This window comes from Spirillospora sp. NPDC052269 (assembly GCF_040679435.1).
Lineage (GTDB): Bacteria > Actinomycetota > Actinomycetes > Streptosporangiales > Streptosporangiaceae > Spirillospora.
The window spans coordinates 289764-309979 of record NZ_JBFAUU010000013.1; the positions used below are offsets into that span (position 1 = coordinate 289764).

Consider the following 20216-nt stretch of genomic DNA (forward strand, 5'->3'; position numbering starts at 1 on the left):
TACTGGCGTGTCCGGTTCTGCGTTCGGCCTGGAACATCACGGCGTCCCGCTGCGGACGTCCCGGCCGGGCGTCTCAGCGGGCAGCAGGAATCCCAGGGCCATCTGCGTGAACGCGTCCGGCTCGGCGTCGTGGATCAGATGCCCGGCCGCGATGGTCTCACTGCGGCCGTTCGGGATCCGGCGTGCCAGTTCGTCGATCCGGTCCTGGGGGATGTGGCTTCGCGGGCCGCCGCCGATGACGAGGGACCGCGCGGTGATCCTTCCGAGCAGCTCCAGCCACAGGGGATCGGGATCGTCGACCTGTCTCCTGATGGCCAACACCATCTCCCAGTCAAAGGACAGTTCCCCGTCCGGCCTGGTGGGGACGGTCCGCTTCCGGGGGAGCGGTGCCGGGGCGTCCTCAAGGATCAGCCGCCCCACCCGCTCCGGATGCTCTCCGGCAAGCAGGTAGGCCACGATCCCGCCCATCGAGTGCCCGATGAGGTCCACCCGGCCGAGCGCCAGGGCGTCCAGGAAGCCGAGTACATCGGCCCGCATGGCTTCCAGTGAGTACTCGCCGGGCCAGTCGCTTCTTCCGTGGCCGCGCAGGTCGAGCGCGTACACCCGCCAGTGGCGAGCGAAGGCGGGCACGACCTCGTCCCAGTCCGCCGCGCCCTCGCCCAACGCGTGCAGCAGGACGAGCGGCGGAGCGTCAGGGGAACCGGCGACCTGATACGCCAGCCGGACGCCCCCGACCTCAATCGTGTGTTGACCAACCATGATCGAAAGGTAACCGCGGCACTCTGTCGGTAAAAGCGCCGTTCACCAGCAGCCGAACCAGATCAGCCTCCATCGTGGTGGCCGATTCGGCGCACGTCCGAACCCGACCACCGCGCAGGCCCGCTCCGGCTGCTGCGGCATCGCCCAGACCACCTGGCCGTGCTGCCACACCTGAGTGACGGCGGCCGGACGGCCGATGCGTCCCGCACAATCAAGAGGTGAACCCGTCGGCACGGCGGGTAGGCAAGGCCTGCCGCGCACCTTGCGCCAAGCCGGGAAACCGGAGGACCTCGGTCTGTGAGAGGCACCAAGGGGAGTCCCATGTCCGAATCCGTGGTCAGTGTCTTCGACGAACTCGTTGCGACGTCCCCTCCCGTCCAAGGACAGAACCTGTTCGACTCCGCGTGCGTCCTGGGCGGCAGCATCGCGGGGCTGCTGGCGGCGCGCGTCCTGTCCGACCACGCTCGACAGGTCATCATCATCGAACGCGACGACATCTCGGCCGGAGCAAGGTCGCGTCCCGGAACGCCGCATGACCAGCAGGTGCATACCTTGCTTCCCGCGGGTCTGCACTGGATCGAGCGCTGGCTGCCGGGCTTCACCGAGCAGGCGCGCGAGCTAGGAGCCGTCCTCTCCGGGACGGACACCTCCATCACCGCCTTCGACGGGCGCCTCCAGGCGGCCACCGGCGACGAACGGCACACCCTGCTCATGGCCAGCCGGCCGTTCCTGGAGGCGCGCCTCCGCGAGCGCGTCACAGCCTTGCCGAACGTCCGCGTCCTGCACGCCCGCGCCGCAGGCCTGGAGTTCGGGGACGGCGAGGTCCGGGCCGTCCGCCATAGCGACGGCGTCCTGGAGGCGGATTTCGTCGTGGACGCCATGGGCCGCTCGAGCCGTCTGTCGGAATGGCTCGGCGACGCGGGCTTCGACAAGCCGCGACTCGAACGCCTGCGCACCCCCATCAACTACGCGACCGGACTGTTCGAACGGCCCACCCCGGCCGCCGACCTGAACGTCGCCGCCGCGATCGCCACCTACCGACGCGGCCTGGGCACGACCGGCGTCTCGGTCGCCTCGCTCAACGCGATCGAAGACGACCAGTGGCTGATCCTGGTGATGGGCTACGGCCAAGAGAAGCCCGGACGGACCCTGGCGGAGTTCCGCGCGGCCTGCACCGAACTCCCGGAAGCCTTCGCACAGGCCGTCAGGGGCGCGCCGACCCGTGACATCGCGATCTACCACCAGGAGGAGAGCCGCCGCCGCGACTTCACGGGCCTGTACCGCTTCCCGGCACGCCTGGTCGGCCTCGGCGACTCTGTGGCCTCCTTCAACCCGGCCTACGGCCAGGGCATGAGCTGCGCAGCGCTGCAAGCCTCCTGCCTGTCGGCATACCTGACGAGCGCACCCGACCTGACAGTCCCGGCCGCCGACTTCTTCAGCCTGCAACAGATCGCCGTGGACGCGGCCTGGCGGGTCTCGACGGGCGGAGACGCCGAGCGCCTCGACACCGCCGCCGGAATCGAGCCGCCCGAGGAGGTCCGACGGCAGCGCGAGACCCTGCGTCAGCTGCTAGAGGCCACCCTCCATGACGCGGTCGTCGCCCGCGCCCTCAACGACATCTCGTACATGCTGAAACACCCGGCTTCAATGGCCGACCCCGCCCTGCTGGAACGCGCCGCCACCGCCGTCCCCACCACATCGCAGTAGGCCGTCCGCCGAACCGGGCAGTGATCCACGGGCCGCCGCTTGGCCAGCCCGAGGCGTCATGGCCAAGACAACTTCGTACTTGCAGACAGCGAGTGGACCAGCTGCCCGGACCTGCTCCTGGGCTGGACGACATCGGAGAGCTCATCGGGGCCGGATCTCGATCCGGCCCGATCGGACACCAAGCGTCTTCGGCGCCAATCACCTCGGATACGCGGATCCTCCCGGCCGCCGCGGGAGGACGCCACCTCCCACACGGTCATCGAACGCAACGGCGGGGTCCTGAACAGCGTTGATGAAGCCGATCCCATGACGCCGTCGCCCGGCCAGGTGTCGCGAGATCCGCATACGCGGTCAGCTGAGCCCAGCAGCCACAGACTGCCGCTCCCCCCGGGGCTCCCTCTCGCGGACACGCCCATCCCCGCGCTGACGCCCGAGTCGGTTCTCCTGCGGCGTGCGGCGCCGGCGGTCGATCGGGACGAGCCGTTGGCCTGGATCGACGATGCCGGCATCGCCGTCCTGCGCAGATACGCCAAAGCGAGGTGGCGGCACGCGGTCGAGCAGCAGTGGTTCAGGGGTGAGGTGATCCGGCGCCTGCACCGAGCGGCCGTCTCTCTTTCATCTGGGTTCGGCCTGGCCGTCTTCGACGGTTGGCGACCCCTGGCGCTGCAACGTGAACTGTTCGACGCGATCGCCCCCGACCCGGCACCCGGTGCGGAACTCCCAGTCGCCCTGCCCTCAGACGACCCCGCGCAACCTCCGCCCCACCTCACCGAGGGAGCCGTCGACCTCACGCTGACCTGGCAGGGGTCACCACTGGCGTTGGGCACCGCGTTCGACGAGTTCACCCCTCTGGCCATGACCACGGCCTTCGGCAGGAGGCTTGCCGCTCTCCACTTCCGGCCGGGCAGCCCGGGCGCCTCGCCCGCCAGGACTCACGGTGGAAGCCAATCCCACGATCAAACATCTGGAGTGCGAAACCCCGGCTCATCGGACCCCTGGAGAAGAGCTACACCCAAGCCGGACCGCTACGGGCGGCGGGCAGCAATGACCGGCCTCGTCGCTCGGCTTGCTGCTGGACATGCGGACTGCTGCGCGCCGCGCTGACACCTTCCGGACTCTCCTCACCTACACGCGAGGCAGGGGGCAAGGAGCAATGCCCATGACCTGTGGATCGGGCTCGGGAGGGCGTACCTTCCCGAGTGATCGATTGAAGGTCATCGAGTAGGCCGGCGTTGCAGCGTCGGTCGGGAAGGCACGCCCTGTGCTCACGGCAGTCAACGACGGGTCGACACGAGACGGTCCTTTGATCGATGAGAGCGTCCGGGAAGGAGCCCGGCGGATGCTCGCGGCGGCGTTGGAGGCGGAGGTCGACGCTCATATCGCCGAGTTCGTGGACGAGCGGGATACGGCTGGCCGCCGGTTGGTGGTCCGTAGCGGCCACCACCAGCCGAGGAAGGTCACCACCGCCGCTGGGGTGGTCGAGGTGAAGGCACCGCGGGTCAACGACAAGCGCACCGATCCCGACACCTGGGAGCGTAAGCGGCTCTCCTCAGCGATCCTGCCGGCGTGGTGCCGTAAGTCCCCGGAGATCGGTGAAGCGCTGCCGGGGCTGTATCTGCATGGCTTGTCCTCCCGCGATTTCGTGCCGGCCCTGGAGCAGTTCCTGGGCACCTCGGCTGGGCTGTCGCCTGCCACGGTCACGCGGCTGACCGCGCAGTGGCAGGCTGGCCATCAGGCCTTCAGGACCGCGACATGTCCGCCACCGACTACGTCCACATGTGGGCCGACGGTGTGCACCCGCGGGTCCGCCTGGACCAGGCCAAGGCGTGCGTGCTCGTCCTGGTCGGCGTACGTGTCGATGGCACGGAGGAGTTCATCGCGATGGAGGAGGGCTACCGCGAATCCAGTGAGGCATGGGCCGGTTTGTTGCGCGATTGCGCCCGCTGCGGCATGCGCGCCCCCGTTCTGGCGGTAGGTGACGGCGCGCTGCGCGAGGTTTTCCTTGAAGCCCGCGAACGGCGCTGCTGGGTGCACAAGGCCGCCAACATCCTCGACGCGCTACCGAAGTCGGCCCAGCCGGCGGCCAAGCGAGCCATCCAGGAGATCTACAACGCCGAAGACAAAGAGCACGCCCACGCCGCCATCAAGGCGTTCGCCAAGCAGTACCGCGCGAAGTACCCCATGGTCGTCGAGCAGCTCACCGACGACGAAGAGGAACGGCCGGCGCTCTTCGAACGTGGCCACCTGGTTGAGCGGCGCGAAGGAGCCGCCGCATGACCAGCAATAACGCAGATGAGCAGACCTCCCCTGATGAGCACCAGCGATTCGCTCACTACCTGCAAGACCTAGCCTTCGTGCGCGAGGCGGACGAAGCCGAGCTGGTGGCCACCGTCCTACGCGACCCGGACACGACGATGGCGCAATCCGCGGTGGTCCGCCACTTGGACAACCGGGCAGCACACCTTCTTCCGCTCCCCGACCAGCGATTCGAGGACTGGGCGCACACCATGGCCAACCAGATCAGTGAGCTGGATTTCCTTGCCCACCGCCTGCATGAATGGACCCTGCTGAGATCGATCACCATAGGCAAACCCTGGGCCGCAGAAGAGGTCGCCACCGCATCCGACTGGTTCCAGCGCAAAGCTGCCGAAACCGTGACCTCATCCGCCGCCCTCACCCTGCTCGCCAACGAAGGAAGAACACGGCGCGTCCGCGCTGCCGCCAGCCGCCGACTGCACCAGCGAGACCAACAGCCCAGGTGACTTGATCCACAGGTCTTGACAATTTCTCGGTAGGGGCGGGTGGTGAGCTGAGATGGGCGGTGCCAGGACGGTTCTGTCGGCTCCTTCGCCAGCGCTTTGTCAGCACGTTCGGCCCGCCGAGGTGGTTCACACTGGAGGGGGCCAAACTCCCCTGTCCGGGGGAATCCGCAGATCGTTCCGGCCGAAAGAGCGTTGGCCATGGCGATCAAACGACTTCTCCGCGTGTGGGGCCCGGCCGTCATCGTCCTCGCCGTCGCCTACTACCTGCGCCGCCGCCCCGCGACGCTCGGCCGACGTCAACGACCTCCTGAGGACAAACGGTTGAGCTTGTCCTGAGCCCTCACACCGACGAGACAGAGGCCAAGACCGCGTGCCCCCGCCTGGTCTTGAGCGTCTGGAACACGGTGGTCACAGCAGGCACACGCGCCCGGCGGCGAGCCGGAGCCCGCTCTCGAGGCGGAGCATCCAGAGTGGCCGGCCACAGGTCGGCTGCCGTGGGTGCGCCGAGTAATGCGTCGTCGGCCGATGGGCGAGGCCAAACGGCCACTGGAATGGCTCGGCGACAGGTCCGAGGCGCACCTTCACCTGCATGCCACCGGTACAGCAGCGCTCGCCCACCGCCGCCAGACCACCACTGCGGGCACCATCCCGGCCACGTCCGCCATGACATCCCAGAGTTCGAGGACGCGAGCCGAATCGGATCCGCGCTGTCCTTTCAGTCTCCCTGGGCGAATCGGAACTTGCCCGCTGGTCGCTGCGATCGACCACGGTTGAGACGTTGCTCTTGGCCGGTTCAGGCCCAGATCCGGCCGCGGGTGTAAGGTCCATTCGACCTTGCCGGCAAGGCATGCTTGAACATTTCCACCCACATCCCGTAGTAGGCGAGCCCGGCGCCGGGTGAGTGTGTCACAAGCGCGGGCTGCACGGGCACGGGAGCCTCGCCAGGCTCAACCTCCTTGGCGATTTCGATGGCGTCTTGCGCGGCGACGAAGGCGTTGGCCGGTACCGCTTTGTTGAGATGCCTCCTCGCGCCCTTGCTTTTCGTCCGTGTGCTTCCGGCCTTCCCTTCCTTGCCGACCTTGCCTCCCTTGGAGGCCGCCCTACCGGTGGTGTTGGCCATGCGACTGCGCTCCTTGTAGTGCGGGACTGTCGAAGTCGAGCTTCCCTTGCCCGGCCCATGCGAGCCGTGGAACGAACAGAGTGCTGATCTGCTGAACGCCGGGGTTGTCGAGGTCGCTCAGGGGGAACGATTCGATTTCGGCGCGCATGTGGTGAGAGTCTGCTCCAGAGCCGGTCTTGGCATAGTGCACGATGTGGGAAGGCGGGTAGAAACGCAGGAGGTAGTCGCGCAGCACCGCGACTCCCGTGCTGGTGCGGATCGACATCGTGCCCGGGTCGAGCCCTTCGGCCACGTCGAAGATCGGGGCTTGCGGGAGGAGCAGGTTCGCTCGCGTATTGGGTTCGATCGCGAGCCGCATGAACGTACTCGCCTCCCAGACCTCGAATCCGCAGAACGGCTCGATATTGAAGTCGGCCCAGATGCCGTCGAAGGACGACGCGGCGTTGCTCACGTGCACGGTCAGAGCGCGGCGTCGGGCTTCCTCGAGGAGGCGGTGCCCGGCGGTGGTGCCGACCATGACGCTGCCGTAGGTCGCGAACGCCACCGGCGGGTCCGCCGCCGCGGCGGCGAGCACGATGTCGACCATCTCGGCATAGGTTTGCTTCCGCGGCCTACCGGGGCTGTAGAGATGCATGAGGCCCTCCATCGGAGGCATCCCGAAGTCCGGTGCGTGAAGGGGAGGCGCACCGAAGATTCGTTTGCAGTGCCGCAGCACGGCGAGCATCTCGAGTGTGAAGTCGTTGGGGAAGCGGTTGCCGTATCCCACCAGATGCAGATCGACCTCTGGCACGACCAGGTTCCAGGGCACGTCGATCTCCCCAGCGGCGGGCCGGGAGGCCTCTGGATCGGTTGCCCGTGTCTCGGTCACTGATTCCTCCGTTGCCGTCGTGTTCTTGTCTGTCGCGGCGGTGCTTCGGACCAGGTGCGGACGACGCCGAGGGTGACGGGGAGGATGTCGCTGACGTCGATGGTGAAGCGGAAGACTTTGCGGGCGCGGCGGCTGTTTTCGGGGTCGAAGAAGCGGAGTTTGACGTCCCAGCAGTCGCTGTCCATGCGGCAGAAGGGGCTCTTTTCGACGTCGATGGTGTCGAGGGCCATTCCGGCGGCGATGGCGCTGGCGAAGGTGTGGACGGCTTGGAAGGCGTTGGTGGCTGCGAAGTTGAGTGCTCGGTCGGCGGATGTGGCGCCGAGGTTGCGCAGGTCGTAATACACACGAGTGAGGAACTCGCGCAGTGACTCGCTGAGTTCGTCGTTGGTGCGGTCGGTGCTTTCGCGGGCGGCGGCTTGGGTGGCGGCGTCGATGAGGGTGTTGATGCGCCATCCGAACAGGCCGCGGATCTGTTCGGCTTCGGCGACCGGGACGATCTGTCCGGAGAACAGCCGGACGGAACGCCCGGTCAGGCGGCCCGGGATCGAGACGCGCTCGATGTAGTCTTCGTCGCTTTCGGCGGCGACCTCACCGGTCAGGAGGCGGGTGAGGAGCTGGTAGACCTCGGAGGCGTAGGGTCCGGTCGCCTCGATCGCGTAGATCGGGGTGAGCTCGAGATTCAGCGTCCAGATCAGTGACCTGGCCTCGGACGGGTTGGCGGCCAGGTGGGCGGCCATCTGTCGCCCGTCATACGGGTTGGCCGGGATGACCGTTCCGTCCTCGGCGGTCGGTGACATGAGTTGCTTGAAGGAGTCCCGACGCGCCTCGGTCCCGAAGTCGTAACCCAACGTCCCGAGCGCATAAATGTGACGCGCGCCCCCAACCGACGCGGACAACCCCACCCCATCAGAGGCGGCGGCCAGAGGCGGTTCCGGAGACGGTTGAGAAGAGAGAACCGCGCCCGGTGCAACCGCCGCGCCGGACGTTTCCCCAGCGGCAAGGCAGGCCCCGGGCGATACGGCGGCGGAGCTTTGTGTGATCCGATCGAGGATCAGCTGGGTCGCCGCCACGACGTCCAGCTTGCCGCCGAGACAGCGCCGCGGATCGCCATGCGATTCCTGTGGCGTGCATGGACGGCTGGTCTGCAGCAGCGCATCTCGCACCGCCGCGGTGTCGGGCGGGACGCCGCGCTGCACCTGCAGACTGAGCAGCAGCGCCGCGACGCCGGCCGCCACCGGGCCGGAACAGCTCGTGCCTTTGCGCGTGACGATCTCTCCGCCGGGAGCGGCGGCGCTGACGTTGCCGCCCGGAGCCACGAGACCGTGGCCGTCGTAGGCCGGCCCCCAGTTGCTGAACTTGAATATCTCGCCATCGTCGTCGAAGGCTCCGACGGCCAGCACCTCCGGGGCCATGGCCGGGAAGCAGTTGCAGTCGTGGCCGTTGCCATTGTCGTTGCCACTGCCCGCCACCACGAGCGCGCCCGCTTCGCTGGCCGCGGTGACCGCCCGCTTCAGCAGGCGGTCGACCTCTCCCGAGCAGGTACCGGTGCACTGCTCGACGACGATGACCTTGGCACCTGCGTCGACCGAGGCATCGATGGCCCGCGCGAGGCTGATCTGGTCCAGGTCGCCGGGGCCGCCCAGCAGGGCCGGGACGATGATGCCGGTGCACCGAGGCGCCAACCCGGTGACCGGACCGGTGTGCTGGCCGAAGAGCATGCTCGCCACGAACGTGCCGTGCGTGTGGCGCCCGGCTTCTTCGTCTGACGTCCGGGCCCGTCGGTCGGCGCCGGTCGGACTCGGCAGCCACCCGGGCTCGACCACGACGACGTCCGCTCCCGCGAAACAAGGCAGGGACAGGTCGGCAGGGCCGTCGATCAACGCGACGCCGATCGCGGGATCGCCCAGGGTCAGCTCCCACAGCTCCCTGACACCGGGAATGGAGGCGAGGTCAGGCATGCGGGCACCCCTCGCCGCATGGCGCCTGGCCTGCCGTGGTCACCACGTCCCTCGGCCTCCGGAACACCATGCGGACATCCTCATGTGCATGTAGGCCGGGGCGAACGGCGCGGGGTCATTGAAGTTCGCGCCGTGCGTGAGCATCATCCGGATGTTGATGAGGTGTTTCGGAGTGCCGTGGAGGACATCGACGGTCCGACGGGGCTCGACCAACTCCGGTCTCTTGACCGGCGGTGCCTGGATGGGCAGCAGCGACGACATTGTTCATCCCTTCCTTTGTCCCGGGTATTGCCGCTATCCAGCCTCGGACCAGGTGCGGACGACGCCGAGGGTGACGGGGAGGACGTCGCTGACGTCGATGGTGAAGCGGAAGACTTTGCGGGCGCGGCGGCTGTTTTCGGGGTCGAAGAAGCGGAGTTTGACGTCCCAGCAGTCGCTGTCCATGCGGCAGAAGGGGCTTTTTTCGACGTTGATGGTGTCGAGGGCCATTCCGGCTGCGATGGCGGTGGCGAAGGTGTGGACGGCTTGGAAGGCGTTGGTGGCTGCGAAGTTGAGTGCTCGGTCGGCGGATGTGGCGCCGAGGTTGCGCAGGTCGTAGTAGACGCGGGTGAGGAATTCGCGCAGAGACTCGCTGAGTTCGTCGTTGGAGCGGTCGCCGCTTTCGCGGGCGGCGGCTTGGGTGGCGGCGTCGATGAGCGTGTTGATCCGCCATCCGAACAGGCCGCGGATCTGGTCGGTTTCGGCGACCGGGACGATCTGTCCGGAGAACAGTCGGACGGAACGCCCGGTGAGGCGGCCGGGGATCGAGACGCGCTCGATGTAGTCCTCGTCGGTTTCGGCGGCGACCTCACCGGTCAGGAGTCGGCTGAGGAGCTGGTAGACCTCGGAGGCGTAGGGTCCGGTCGCCTCGATCGCGTAGATCGGGGTGAGTTCGAGGTTGAGTGTCCAGATCAGGGATCTGGCCTCGGACGGGTTGGCCGACAGGTGAGCGGCCATCTGTCGTCCGTCGTACGGGTTGGCCGGGATCACCGTTCCGTCCTCGGCGGTCGGTGACATGAGCTGTTTGAAGGAGTCCCGGCGCGCCTCGGTCCCGAAGTCGTATCCCAACGTCCCGAGCGCGTAGATGTGACGCGCGCCCCCGATCAGCCCCGACAACCCCACTCCCTGAGAGGAGGCGGGAGTGGTGGCGTGGGTGGCGCCGGAGGCGGGAGTGTCTCCGCTGCACCCACACGACTGCGTCACGCTTTCCTCCGGTCGGCTCTCGGTGTCCCCGCACGAGAGCGTCATGGCGCCGTCCGCGTGCGACGGCGCCACGGCATCGGTCGTACCGCACGACAGCGTGACGGTGTCGGCGGATGTCTCCGCCGCTTCCACCGGCGCGTCCGTCGCCTGGCCTGAACTGAGCTGCAGAGCATCCATGGCTCTCCCTATGTCGAGTTTTCCTGCGAGATATCTCTTGCATGCGTCTGGTTCCGGCAGCGCGCACGGCTCGGCACTCGCCAGCAGAGCCGCGCCCACGCCGAGGGGATCCGGCTGCTGTCCCGCCTGTATCTGGAGGCTGAGGAGCAGCGCGGCGACCCCGGTGACGATGGGGGCCGCCATGCTGGTGCCGGTGGCGGTCACCGTCGCCCCGCCGGGGAGGGCGCCGAGGATGTTCTCCCCGAACGTGAGGATTCCGTGGTCGGCGCAGGCGGGACCCCAGTTGCTCATGGCAAGTGGTTCCCCCGAGTCGCCCAGGGCCCCGACCGCCAGAACCGAGGGCAGGGCGGCCGGGACGTGGTCGCAGAAGCAGCCGTCGTTGCCGGCGGCGGCCACCACGAGCACGTTGCGTTCGCGGCACAGCCGCACCGCCCTGTCCAGCAGATCCCCGGCTTGACCTGACAGGCTGAGCTGGCCACCGCTGATGTTGATCACCTGGGCGCCCGCCTCGACCGCCAGCTCGATGGCCCGTGCGATCTCCAGCTGCGAGGTCTTGCGCCGCATGTCGGTGAACGGGGCCAGGCTCAGGCCATCGCAACCCGGGCAGATCCCCTTGACCGGGCCGTCGTGCCGGCCGAAGATCACGCTGGCGACGTGCGTGCCGTGTCGTCCCACCGGACCGTCGAAGCCCTCTTCAGCCCATACCCCGAGCAAGGGACGAAGACTGGTTCCGGCGAAAGCCGGATGGGAGAGGTCGACGGGCCCGTCCAGCACGGCGACCCGGACCTGGGCATCGCCCCGCGTCAGCTCCCACAACCGCCTCAACCCGGGGATCGTCGCAACGTCACACACCGGCTACCTCTTTCGCCTCGATCGCCCAGGGGACCTACCGGGAGTAGGCGGGCGCAGGGTGCCGACCATGTGGATCCCGGCCGACACCCCGCCCGATGCCTTATTCGGCGTCGTCGTCCGCGAACAGGAATCCCGTACCGGTCTTCTCGCCCGCGTACGAGAGAGTCGCGCCGTCCGCGTTCTCACCGGTGTCACCGGTGCTGCGGATCGGCTCCCTCGTCACCGGCGGCGCCATGTGCGGCGTCAGGCTGTTGATCAGGTTCTCCGACATTGTCCGTACTCCCTTCCGCCCCTCTCCTGTCACGCGTGGCAGGCGAGCGGCGCGAGGGGTCCTAGCCGTCGGCATGGTCACCATGCGTGTTCCTTCACACACGGAACGCTAACAGTTGGCCAGGGGTGGCCATAGAAGGTAATCGCACAGTTAAAAGGTGAGGTCTTCCCATCCCGTCGGCCACTTCATATGGCGCCGCTCCACCTGAAGTGCAAGTATCCAATCGGGTCGAGTTTCGTCTCTGGATATGGGGTGTCAACTATCTAGTCAAGTGACGATGTTCTCGCTGGCGAGGGGTACTGCATCAGGCGATCATCGCGCCGTAAATCATGGCTTAGGGGTGGGTGGGCAGGGTCTCGTGGCCGCGGACCAGGTGGCGGTGGAGCGGTGGCCGGCCGAAGGCCCGCTCGACGACCCATCGCCGCGGTAGCGGGATGAGACCCTGGTGGTGGGGCTGCGCTGGACGGCGTCCAGGACGATGCCCAGGGTTGCGGCGTGGTCGACGACCTCGGCGCGGTAGGCGGTGTCGGGCCAGGCCGCGTAGCAGTCCGATGAGCTCGAACTATTGGCGATGGAGTTTCTTTCGTCGCTCTGCGGCTGGGCTCGCACACCGTTTTTCAAGCGCCTTCCCCAGTGGGTGATTCGATTTAGCGCTTGACCTATTTCTTGCCTGGATGCCAGCTCTCCGCTCAGTCCCTGGCGCTCGAGTGCCAACCTCCAGGCAATTTGTTGCAGGCGATGGTTCCGAACGTCTGCGGAGGCGTTGCCTTATCGCTGTTGGCGTATCGGCCGTTCTTGCTCCCTTGGCCAGGCGGCGCCGGACGAGGCGCTGTACCAGCGGGCGTCACCGGAGACTCTGCCGGCCGTCGCGCGGTACGGCCTTGAGTGCTGTGGCTCGTGTGCCCTGCTCGGACCAGGACCTGCGGGCGGCCGAACCTGCGGTGACCTCGGTGTTCGCCGAATCGCCGGGCCCGCGAACTAGCGAGTGGGTGTTGGTGCAGGGACGCGTGGACGGTTTTCTCTGGTGGCCTGTTCGGCGGCTTGGGCCACTCCTTGGCACATGCCGCCGAAGACGCGGTTGTGGAAGGGCTTGAACGTCCACCAGTAGAGGTGGCCGAGGAGTCCGCGAGGGTGGAACAGGGCGCGCTGGACGTAGCGGACGCGGCTGTCGTGGTCGGCTATGCGCAGCTCTAGCCACGCGAGGCCGGGGAGGCGCATTTCGGCGCGCAGGCGGAGCAGCCGTCCGGGCTCGATCTCCTCGACGCGCCAGAAGTCGACCGTCTCGCCGATCCGGAGCTTGCGCGGATCGCGGCGTCCGCGGCGGAGGCCGACGCCGCCCACCAGGCGGTCCAGGACGCCGCGGACGCTCCAGGCGAGCGGGAAGGAGTACCAGCCGCTGTCGCCGCCGATGCCTTCGATGACCTCCCACAGTTCCTGTTGCGGGGCGTTCACGGCTCGGGTCCGCTCGTCCGTGTAGAGGCTGCCGCCCGCCCAGTCCGGGTCGGTCGGCAGCGGGTCGCTCGGCGCGCCGTGGACGCTCGCCGACGACCAGCGCGTTGCGACGTCGGCCTGTTGGATGCGCCGCAGGGCCAGCGACACCGCGCGTTCGAACCCGGTCAGCCCCATGTCCGGCGGAGGGATGTAGCGGGCGATGTCGTGCTCGCGGCAGATCACCTCGTTGCGCAGCGACTCCACCAGCGGACGCGCCAGACGGCCCGGCACCGGCGTGATCGTCCCGACCCACAGGCTCGACAGCCACGGGCTCAGCACGGGCACCGGGATGATGAGGCGTCGCTTCAGTCCGGCGACGGCGGCGTAGCGGCGCATCATGTCCCGGTAGGTGAGGACGTCCGGGCCGCCGATGTCGAAGCCCCTGCTGACCTGGGCGGGCAGGTCGGCGGACGCCACCAGGTAGTGCAGGACGTCCCGGATCGCGATCGGCTGGATGCGCGTGTGGACCCAGCGCGGGGTGACCATCACCGGCAGGCGCTCGGTCAGGTAACGCAGCATCTCGAACGACGCCGAACCCGACCCGATGATCACCGCGGCGCGCAGCCAAACGGCGGGGACACCGGCGTCCAGCATGATCCGGCCGACCTCGGCGCGGGACGCCAGATGCGGCGACAGTTCCTCCTCCGGGGCCATTCCGCCCAGGTAGACCAGTCGGTCGACACCGGCGTCGCGGGTTGCTTCGGTGAAGGTGCGGGCGGCGCGGCGGTCGGTCTCGCTGAAGCGTCCCTCGCCGCCGATCGCGTGGATCAGGTAGTAGGCGACGTCCACGCCGTCCAGGGCGCGGCGCGTCGATTCCGGGTCGGTCGCGTCGGCCTCGACGATCTCCACGCGATCCGCCCAAGGATGGTCGCGCAGTCGTCGCGCTGAACGGGCCATGCACCGCACGCGGTATCCGGCGTCCAGCAACTCGGGCACCAGGCGTCCGCCGATGTAGCCGCTGGCCCCGGTGACCAGGCACAGCCGTCCGTTGTCCACGGTCGTCTCCGTCCGCTCGGCCTTCACAGGTTGTTGCGCAAGAGGAGGTCGTTGGGGAACGGGGTGAGGTAGGTCTGTCCCGCGAGGTAGTCGAAGTGCTCGCCCTCAGCATGGTGACGGAGCAGGGCGATGGGGACGCTCAGCGGCGCCTGCCCATTCCGGTAGGCGTCGATGGCGGTGAGGATGTCGCGGCGGCGCGTCGGGTTGAGGTCGTCGCTGATGAAGCCGAGCACGTGCTGCAGGGCGTTGGTGTGGCGGCCTCGCCCGGCGCGGACGGCGAAGGCGGCCGTGAACGCACGGCGGTAGTCGCGTTCCATGTCCTCGCGCGGACGGTCACCCGCGTGGGCGACGATCCGCCCGGTCTCGCGGTATCCCTCTGGGGAATGGGCGAGCAGCTGCATCTTGTGGCGGCTGTGGAAGGCGACGAGCTCGCGGGGCTGCCAGCCGGCGGCGAAGAACGAGCGAAGCCTGGCCTGGGCGAACACCCGCTCGACGAAGTGCTCGCGCAGCACAGGGTCGTTCAGGCGGCCGCTCTCCTCGACGGGAAGGTTCGGATAGGCGTCCAGCAGCCGGGAGGCGAAGACGCCGCGGCCGTCGCGGTCGACGGGCTGGCCGTCGGAGCGTTCGCCTGGACGGCCGGACGAGTAGCGGGGCAACTTCAGCAGTCCGCAGCTGGGGGAGCGGGACTTCAGGACATAACCGTCGATCTCGTCCAGCTCGGGGAGGCGGCGCTCGGCGAGGGCGTTCATGTCGTCGGTGAGGTCGCGGGCGCCGTCGCGAGTGACGATGTGCCCGTCCGTGCGCAGGTGCATCGCGGGTCGCGGCGCGCCCAGGCCGATCTCCATCTCCGGGCAGACCGGCACCCAGTCGACGTGCCGGGACAGCGTTCCGGTGAGGTAGCGGTCCCTGCTGTGCGAGCCGTTGTAGCGGACGGGCTCGCCCAGCAGGCAGCTCGACACCGCCAGTCGCGGCCGTGCCGTCGTCCACTCGTCCTTTGCGGGTGCGTACGTCGGTGAGGTCATAGCAGCTCTCGCATCCTTCGCATGCCGGAGGCGGTTCGCGCTTTGACGGTGCCGATCGGGATCCGCAGCCGCTCGGCGATCTCTCGCTGGGTGAGCTGTTCGTAGTGGGCGAGAGCGATCGCCTGCCGCTGCCGCGGGGGCAGGACGGCCAGCGCCGCGCGCACATCGCAGACCGTGTCGACGACCGGGCACGGATCGGACGTGTCGGGACGTCCCGCCGTCCGCAGGGTCCGCCGTCGGCGCGCGGTTTCGGACCGGAGCCGGTCCACGGCCCGCCGTCGGGCGATGGTCAACAGCCACGGCACCAGCTCGCGGCCGGTGTCCAGGCGTTCGCGGCCCTGCCACAGCTCCCAGAACGCGGCCTGCACGATGTCGTCCAGGTCCGCGGCCGGCACCAGATGGGCGACGTGGCGGCGGACGCGCGGCCCCAGGACCCGGTAGCACTCCGCCAGCGCGGCCTCGTCCCCGCGGGAGATGCGTTCGGTCAGGGTCATCACGTCCTCCGAAATCGCTTCAAAACTCATTCATAGCTGGCCTGATGGTCGGAGGGAACCAACCGCCGGCAAACCCACGGCAAGGACTGAACAACTCTGGAAGTGTGCTCTGACCAGCGCAAACGTGGGGGAGTGTCGCTGGCTCAGGAGCGCAGTGCGAGCGTGCCGAGGGCGCTGATCACCTCGGGGTGCACCGTCATGAGCCGGACGCCGTCCAGGCCGGCGGTCGCGGGGAGGGCACGGCCTGCCCCGATCACCCTGATCACCCCGACCGCCTCATCCGGCGACAGCCACTGCCGCGGTCGTCTTTCTCGCCTTGACCGCCATCACCGCCCGAAGGGCAGGCCCACGTCCCCGCATTTCTCGTCGTTGATCACGGCCAGCAGGGGGTTGCAATGCGCGCCCGCCCCGGAGGAGCGGGCGCGACGAGTGCGTCCGTCAGAGGTGACGAAGCGTGAAGTCGGCGTTGGCGTACGCACCGCCCTGGACGTCGTGCTCGGCCGTGTCCGTTTCCTCGGGGAGCTGCGAGGCGAAGGCCTCCGCGTCGTCGATGGGCGTGTAGCCCAAGGCGGAGGCGCCCTCGATGTCCCAGAAGCGACGCTTGTTGGCCGAGACGGCATAGACGCTGGTGAAAGCAATGTCGGGAGCCGTGAGAGCGGCGCGGACGAAACCGAGGCAGTCGCGGTGACTCAGCCAGGTAGCGAGATGCCGCTGCTCGCTAGGAGCGTCCTCGAAGCTGCCGATGCGCAGGCACACCACCGGCAGCCCGAACTTGTCGGCATACAGTCGTCCGAGCGCCTCGACCGCCACCTTGCTCACCCCGTAGAGACCGTCCGGACGCGGTGGCATGTCGGCGGTGACGGTGGTGGAGACCGGATAGAAACCAGTGAGCCGGTTGCTGCTGGCCAGCACGACCCGTTCCACACCATGTCGACGCGCGGCTTCGAGGACGTTGAGCGTCCCCATGACGTTGCCGTCCAGCAACTCCGACAGCGGCGCCTCGTCCGCGACGCCGCCCAGATGCACCACCGCGTCCGCGCCTTCCATCACAGCCGCAAGCGCCTCGGCGTCCCGCAGGTCAACCTGACGCACGTCCTCGGTCGACGACTGCGCGGCGAGCCCCACACGATCGACCAACACCAGGCGTTCCGCCTCGCCACGCAGACCAGCACGCAGCACCGACCCGATGCGCCCAGCCGCGCCAGTGATCACCACGGTCCCAAGAGTCGTCTCCATGATGCCCACCCTGCTACATGCCACCGACAAACCCCCACGCCCCGCACCCACCCATGCGCCCCGAAGAAGCCCGGCACCGGAGCAGCGCTGACCCCCGCGGTTCCGACGAGGAACTATGCGACCTGCTCACCGCGCAAGCGTGGAAGGAGCTTCCGTGAGAATCGTGCGCCGTAGCCCGCATTCACGCGGTCTGGAGAAACTCCTGTGGAGGTGCGGGGGGGGCTGCGGAATGGAGGCGGAAAGGTGCGGGCCGGCAGACCTGGCGTCGACCTCGACCAGCCGTAGCTCATCGTCTCGGGAGTGAGTCCGGTGTGCTCGGTGAGGGTGCCGACCGTCCACGCGCTGTGCATCCTCGCAGCTGGCTGACGCCGCTCCCCGGCCCAGCGGGTCAACGCCGCCCCGGGGCTACTCGGTGCCGGGGGGCCGTTGGGGCGGGGCGTGCCGGGTGGCGGGGCGAACGTGGGATTGACCTGACGCCTGCTCGGCTCGCAGTGTCCAGCGGGCCAGGTTGGCGCGGGCGTCTAGTGTGGCGGGGTGCTCGTGCCCTGAGATGCGTTCGCGTAGGGGGAGTAGGTCGGCGAATAGGTCGCGGGCTGTCGCGGCGTCGCCTGCCTCACCTGTGTACCTGGCGAGGAAGGCGCGGGCTATCAGTGTGTCGGGGTGTTCAGGTCCTGAGATGCGTTCGCGTGCAGGGAGCAGGTTGGTGAGCAGGTCGCGGGCTGTCGCGGCGTCGCCCGCCTCACCTGTCCACCTGGCCAGGAGGATGCGGGTGCCCAGTGTGGAGGGGTGCTCGGGTCCTGAGATGCGTTCGCGTAGGGGGAGTAGGTCGGCGAATAGGTCGCGGGCTGTCGCGGCGTCACCCGCCGCTCCTGTCCAACCGGCCAGGTTGCTGCGGGCGCCCAGCGTGTAGGGGTGTTCAGGTCCTGAGATGCGTTCGCGTAGGGGGAGTAGGTCGGCGAATAGGTCGCGGGCTGCCGCGGCGTCACCCGCCGCTCCCGTCCAACCGGCCAGGAAGGCGCGGGCTATCAGTGTGTCGGGGTGTTCAGATCCTGAGATGCGTTCGCGAACAGGGAGAAGGTCGGTGAGCAGGTCGCGCGCTGCCGCCTTGTCACCTGCCGCGCCAGTCCACATGGCCAGGAAGGCGCGCGCGGTCAGCGTCTCGGGATGCTCGGCACCCAAGATCCGTTTGAGCTTCGGGAGCAGGTCGGTGAGCAGGTCGCGTGCTGCCACCGCATCACCTGCCGCGCCTGTGTACCTGGCCAGGAAGGCGCGTGAGGTCAGCGTCTCGGGGTGCTCAGGACCCAAAACGTGTTGGAGGGAGGCGGCGCGCCGGTGTTGCAGATCGCATGCGGTGCGGTAGTCGCCGATGGCATCCAGGTAGGCGACGACGGTGGCCATGGTGGCGGAGTCGGGGGCCAGCGAATGGCGGACATGGGCGACCAGTTCGGCGAACAGCGGCCACGCGGGCGGGTGAGCGGGATCTTGAGGGAGGGCTCGCGCCAGCAGGTAAGCGGCGGTCTGGCCGGTGTCAAGGTCGGGGTCCCTGTGAACGGCGGTGGTGCGGGTGACGGCCTGGACCAGACGGTGCACGCTGAGGTGTCTCTCGTCGGGAGACAGGTCGATCAGGCAGTAGGCGGCCAGGACTCCCAGCGCTTCACCGATCTGGAACCGGTCAGTGTCGGGCAGGCCATGCAAGACGCGGCAGGGCAGACGGTCGGGGGCGTAGCAGGCCAGGGTATGCAGCAGCTGTACAGCCAGCGGGTTGACCTGGGTGATGCGGTCGAGGGTCACAGTCCATACCGTCGCCACCACCTGCTCCGCTCTGCGCCCAACTCCACCCGGCGAGGCCGGAGCCGGTCCATGATGAGAAGGGCGGGCGGTGAGGGCCCATTGCGGGGCGGCGCGCAGCCGTTCCAGGTAGTCGGAGGCAGTGACACCGGCGGTGGCGGCGATGTAGGCCCCAGCCTGGCGCAGCGCCAGCGGCAACTCTCCCAACTCCTGCGCCAACTCCACCAGCACGCCCCGCTTTCCGGAGCCGGTCCCAGATGACGGTCCCTGCGACCGGACCGTCGGGCTGTCTCGCCCATCGGTGGCAGCGGACTTGGCGGTGCCTGCGGCAGGCGCAGCACCAGTCCGGGCGGTTGTGCGGGCCAGCAGGTCGGCGGCGTCGGCGGTGGACAGCACCGGCAGCCGTAGCACTGTGCCGATCTGTTCCCAGCCCATTGCCAGACGGCTGGTGACCAGCACGTGCCCGCGCTGCAACCGACCCAGCAGGGGTTCCAGGGTGCCTACGTGCTCGGCGTTGTCGAACAGCACCAACCACCGGTCGTGCGCTGCCAGCCAGGCCAGCGCCCACCCGGTGGCCTCCGGGCTGGAGACGCGGGCGGCCGCTGACACCCCGGCGCGCAGGCACAGCTCCCGACACAACTCCGCCAGTCCCACCTGCACATCACTGGAGCTTTGGGCGGGCAGCCACCACACCAGGTCGTATTCGTCCCGGTGCCGGTGGGCGAACTGCAACGCCAACTCGCTCTTGCCGACCCCGCCCAACCCCACCACAACCTGGGCGATGCCCTCCTGCCCTGACGGCAACGCCGTCCGCAATGCCTTCAGCTCGCTCTCGCGGCCCACAAACATTGGCCGCGGCCGCCGCGGCAACCCCACCACCCCGTCCGCTGGCACCGCATCCACCACAGGCAACGGCAGCGGCAACTCCGTCCTACTCCACGGCACCCCATAGAGGTGCGCATCACCGTCTTGAGCCCACTGCTCGCTGCGCGGCGCCGCCCAACTGTGTTGTTCCTGCTGCGCTCGACCGCCCCTGGCGGGGGTTCGGGCGGGCTGAGCGTCGGCCAGCCACTGCACCCACTCCCCACGGTCCGGAGCGTTGTCACCGGCCCAAGCGCTCCACAACCGGATCAATGCCCATACCTGTGCCTCGATGGCAGCGTCACTGGACCGGGGCACCTGTGCCGCGTTCACCTCATCGGGCAGCCAGCCGCTGATCCGCCTGGCGTCCAGCACCACTCCATAGGGGTCTTTGACCAGTTCCTTGGTGGCCTGTCGACGCGAACTCGGAAGCCCCTGCACAGCCCGCCGTGCCCTGGCTCGCTGCTCCAACCCGCGCAGCGCCTCCCACCACACCCGCTTGGCCACCGACTCCGACATCCCCTCGCCCTCCTCGCACCGGCTGCCCAATGCAGGTGGCCGCGGCCCTTGCAGCATGAGCAGGGCCTCCCAGCGCCCGGACCTGGCATCAGC

The 20216-nt window shown here is 68.6% G+C and carries 16 protein-coding genes and 1 pseudogene; 4 read left to right on the plus strand and 13 right to left on the minus strand.

Annotated features, from left to right (window positions below):
• Positions 1-36 precede the first annotated feature (36 nt).
• Entirely contained in the window at positions 37-759 is a 723-nt protein-coding gene (locus AB0L06_RS27950; protein WP_500234078.1) for an alpha/beta fold hydrolase, read from the minus strand.
• 321 nt (positions 760-1080) lie between these two features.
• On the opposite strand from AB0L06_RS27950, the gene AB0L06_RS27955 reads away from it, so the two are divergent.
• From AB0L06_RS27955 to AB0L06_RS27970, 4 genes and pseudogenes are all read left to right on the plus strand, one after another.
• Positions 1081-2466: an FAD-dependent oxidoreductase gene (locus AB0L06_RS27955; RefSeq protein WP_500234079.1), complete on the plus strand. Its 1386-nt coding sequence runs from the start codon at positions 1081-1083 to the stop codon at positions 2464-2466.
• 1261 nt (positions 2467-3727) lie between these two features.
• A pseudogene (locus tag AB0L06_RS27960) lies at positions 3728-4674 on the plus strand (IS256 family transposase); the annotation flags it as partial.
• Between the two features lie 65 nt (positions 4675-4739).
• On the plus strand, positions 4740-5228 hold the full coding sequence (locus AB0L06_RS27965; RefSeq protein WP_500234080.1) for a hypothetical protein: 489 nt from the start codon (positions 4740-4742) through the stop codon (positions 5226-5228).
• Positions 5229-5426: 198 nt separating this feature from the next.
• Positions 5427-5564: a hypothetical protein gene (locus tag AB0L06_RS27970; RefSeq protein ID WP_500234081.1), complete on the plus strand. Its 138-nt coding sequence runs from the start codon at positions 5427-5429 to the stop codon at positions 5562-5564.
• A gap of 457 nt (positions 5565-6021) precedes the next feature.
• On the opposite strand, the gene AB0L06_RS27975 is transcribed toward AB0L06_RS27970, so the two are convergent.
• The 12 genes from AB0L06_RS27975 to AB0L06_RS28030 all read right to left on the minus strand — a co-directional run bounded on the left by AB0L06_RS27975 (position 6022) and on the right by AB0L06_RS28030 (position 20123).
• Entirely contained in the window at positions 6022-6348 is a 327-nt protein-coding gene (locus AB0L06_RS27975; protein ID WP_500234082.1) for a hypothetical protein, read from the minus strand.
• Positions 6329-7216, minus strand: coding sequence for an SAM-dependent methyltransferase (locus AB0L06_RS27980; protein ID WP_500234083.1), 888 nt, complete (start codon positions 7214-7216; stop codon positions 6329-6331). The genes AB0L06_RS27975 and AB0L06_RS27980 overlap by 20 nt, the downstream gene beginning before the upstream one ends.
• Complete coding sequence (locus AB0L06_RS27985; RefSeq protein WP_500234084.1) at positions 7213-9174, minus strand: PatA/PatG family cyanobactin maturation protease; 1962 nt, start codon at positions 9172-9174, stop codon at positions 7213-7215. Before AB0L06_RS27985 ends, AB0L06_RS27980 begins: the two co-directional genes overlap by 4 nt.
• 39 nt (positions 9175-9213) lie before the next feature.
• Positions 9214-9435 (minus strand): cyanobactin biosynthesis system PatB/AcyB/McaB family protein, encoded by a 222-nt coding sequence (locus tag AB0L06_RS27990; RefSeq protein ID WP_500234085.1) that lies wholly within the window; start codon positions 9433-9435, stop codon positions 9214-9216.
• Positions 9436-9468: 33 nt separating this feature from the next.
• Positions 9469-11418 carry a PatA/PatG family cyanobactin maturation protease gene (locus tag AB0L06_RS27995; RefSeq protein ID WP_500234086.1) on the minus strand — a complete coding sequence of 650 codons (1950 nt, stop codon included), beginning with the start codon at positions 11416-11418 and terminating at the stop codon, positions 9469-9471.
• Between the two features lie 127 nt (positions 11419-11545).
• Entirely contained in the window at positions 11546-11716 is a 171-nt protein-coding gene (locus AB0L06_RS28000) for a hypothetical protein (RefSeq protein ID WP_500234087.1), read from the minus strand.
• A gap of 978 nt (positions 11717-12694) precedes the next feature.
• Positions 12695-14203 carry an SDR family oxidoreductase gene (locus AB0L06_RS28005; protein ID WP_500234088.1) on the minus strand — a complete coding sequence of 503 codons (1509 nt, stop codon included), beginning with the start codon at positions 14201-14203 and terminating at the stop codon, positions 12695-12697.
• Between the two features lie 23 nt (positions 14204-14226).
• Positions 14227-15225: a YbgA family protein gene (locus AB0L06_RS28010; RefSeq protein WP_500234089.1), complete on the minus strand. Its 999-nt coding sequence runs from the start codon at positions 15223-15225 to the stop codon at positions 14227-14229.
• Positions 15222-15719: an RNA polymerase sigma factor gene (locus AB0L06_RS28015; protein ID WP_500234090.1), complete on the minus strand. Its 498-nt coding sequence runs from the start codon at positions 15717-15719 to the stop codon at positions 15222-15224. The genes AB0L06_RS28010 and AB0L06_RS28015 overlap by 4 nt, the downstream gene beginning before the upstream one ends.
• 143 nt (positions 15720-15862) lie before the next feature.
• The gene (locus AB0L06_RS28020; RefSeq protein WP_500234091.1) at positions 15863-15985 is read right to left on the minus strand and encodes a hypothetical protein; all 123 of its coding nucleotides are present in this window, start codon (positions 15983-15985) and stop codon (positions 15863-15865) included.
• A gap of 172 nt (positions 15986-16157) precedes the next feature.
• Positions 16158-16955, minus strand: coding sequence for an NAD-dependent epimerase/dehydratase family protein (locus tag AB0L06_RS28025; protein WP_500234092.1), 798 nt, complete (start codon positions 16953-16955; stop codon positions 16158-16160).
• A gap of 405 nt (positions 16956-17360) precedes the next feature.
• Complete coding sequence (locus AB0L06_RS28030; protein WP_500234093.1) at positions 17361-20123, minus strand: tetratricopeptide repeat protein; 2763 nt, start codon at positions 20121-20123, stop codon at positions 17361-17363.
• Between the last annotated feature and the right edge of the window lie 93 nt (positions 20124-20216).

Bases quoted from the DNA above. Each gene is read 5' to 3' on its own strand.
- AB0L06_RS27950 (WP_500234078.1), bottom strand. From the start codon at position 759: ATGGTTGGTCAACACACGATTGAGGTCGGGGGCGTCCGGCTGGCGTAT.
- AB0L06_RS27955 (WP_500234079.1), top strand. From the start codon at position 1,081: ATGTCCGAATCCGTGGTCAGTGTCTTCGACGAACTCGTTGCGACGTCC.
- AB0L06_RS27965 (WP_500234080.1), top strand. From the start codon at position 4,740: ATGACCAGCAATAACGCAGATGAGCAGACCTCCCCTGATGAGCACCAG.
- AB0L06_RS27970 (WP_500234081.1), top strand. From the start codon at position 5,427: ATGGCGATCAAACGACTTCTCCGCGTGTGGGGCCCGGCCGTCATCGTC.
- AB0L06_RS27975 (WP_500234082.1), bottom strand. From the start codon at position 6,348: ATGGCCAACACCACCGGTAGGGCGGCCTCCAAGGGAGGCAAGGTCGGC.
- AB0L06_RS27985 (WP_500234084.1), bottom strand. From the start codon at position 9,174: ATGCCTGACCTCGCCTCCATTCCCGGTGTCAGGGAGCTGTGGGAGCTG.
- AB0L06_RS27990 (WP_500234085.1), bottom strand. From the start codon at position 9,435: ATGTCGTCGCTGCTGCCCATCCAGGCACCGCCGGTCAAGAGACCGGAG.
- AB0L06_RS28000 (WP_500234087.1), bottom strand. From the start codon at position 11,716: ATGTCGGAGAACCTGATCAACAGCCTGACGCCGCACATGGCGCCGCCG.
- AB0L06_RS28010 (WP_500234089.1), bottom strand. From the start codon at position 15,225: ATGACCTCACCGACGTACGCACCCGCAAAGGACGAGTGGACGACGGCA.
- AB0L06_RS28015 (WP_500234090.1), bottom strand. From the start codon at position 15,719: ATGACCCTGACCGAACGCATCTCCCGCGGGGACGAGGCCGCGCTGGCG.
- AB0L06_RS28025 (WP_500234092.1), bottom strand. From the start codon at position 16,955: ATGGAGACGACTCTTGGGACCGTGGTGATCACTGGCGCGGCTGGGCGC.
- AB0L06_RS28030 (WP_500234093.1), bottom strand. From the start codon at position 20,123: ATGTCGGAGTCGGTGGCCAAGCGGGTGTGGTGGGAGGCGCTGCGCGGG.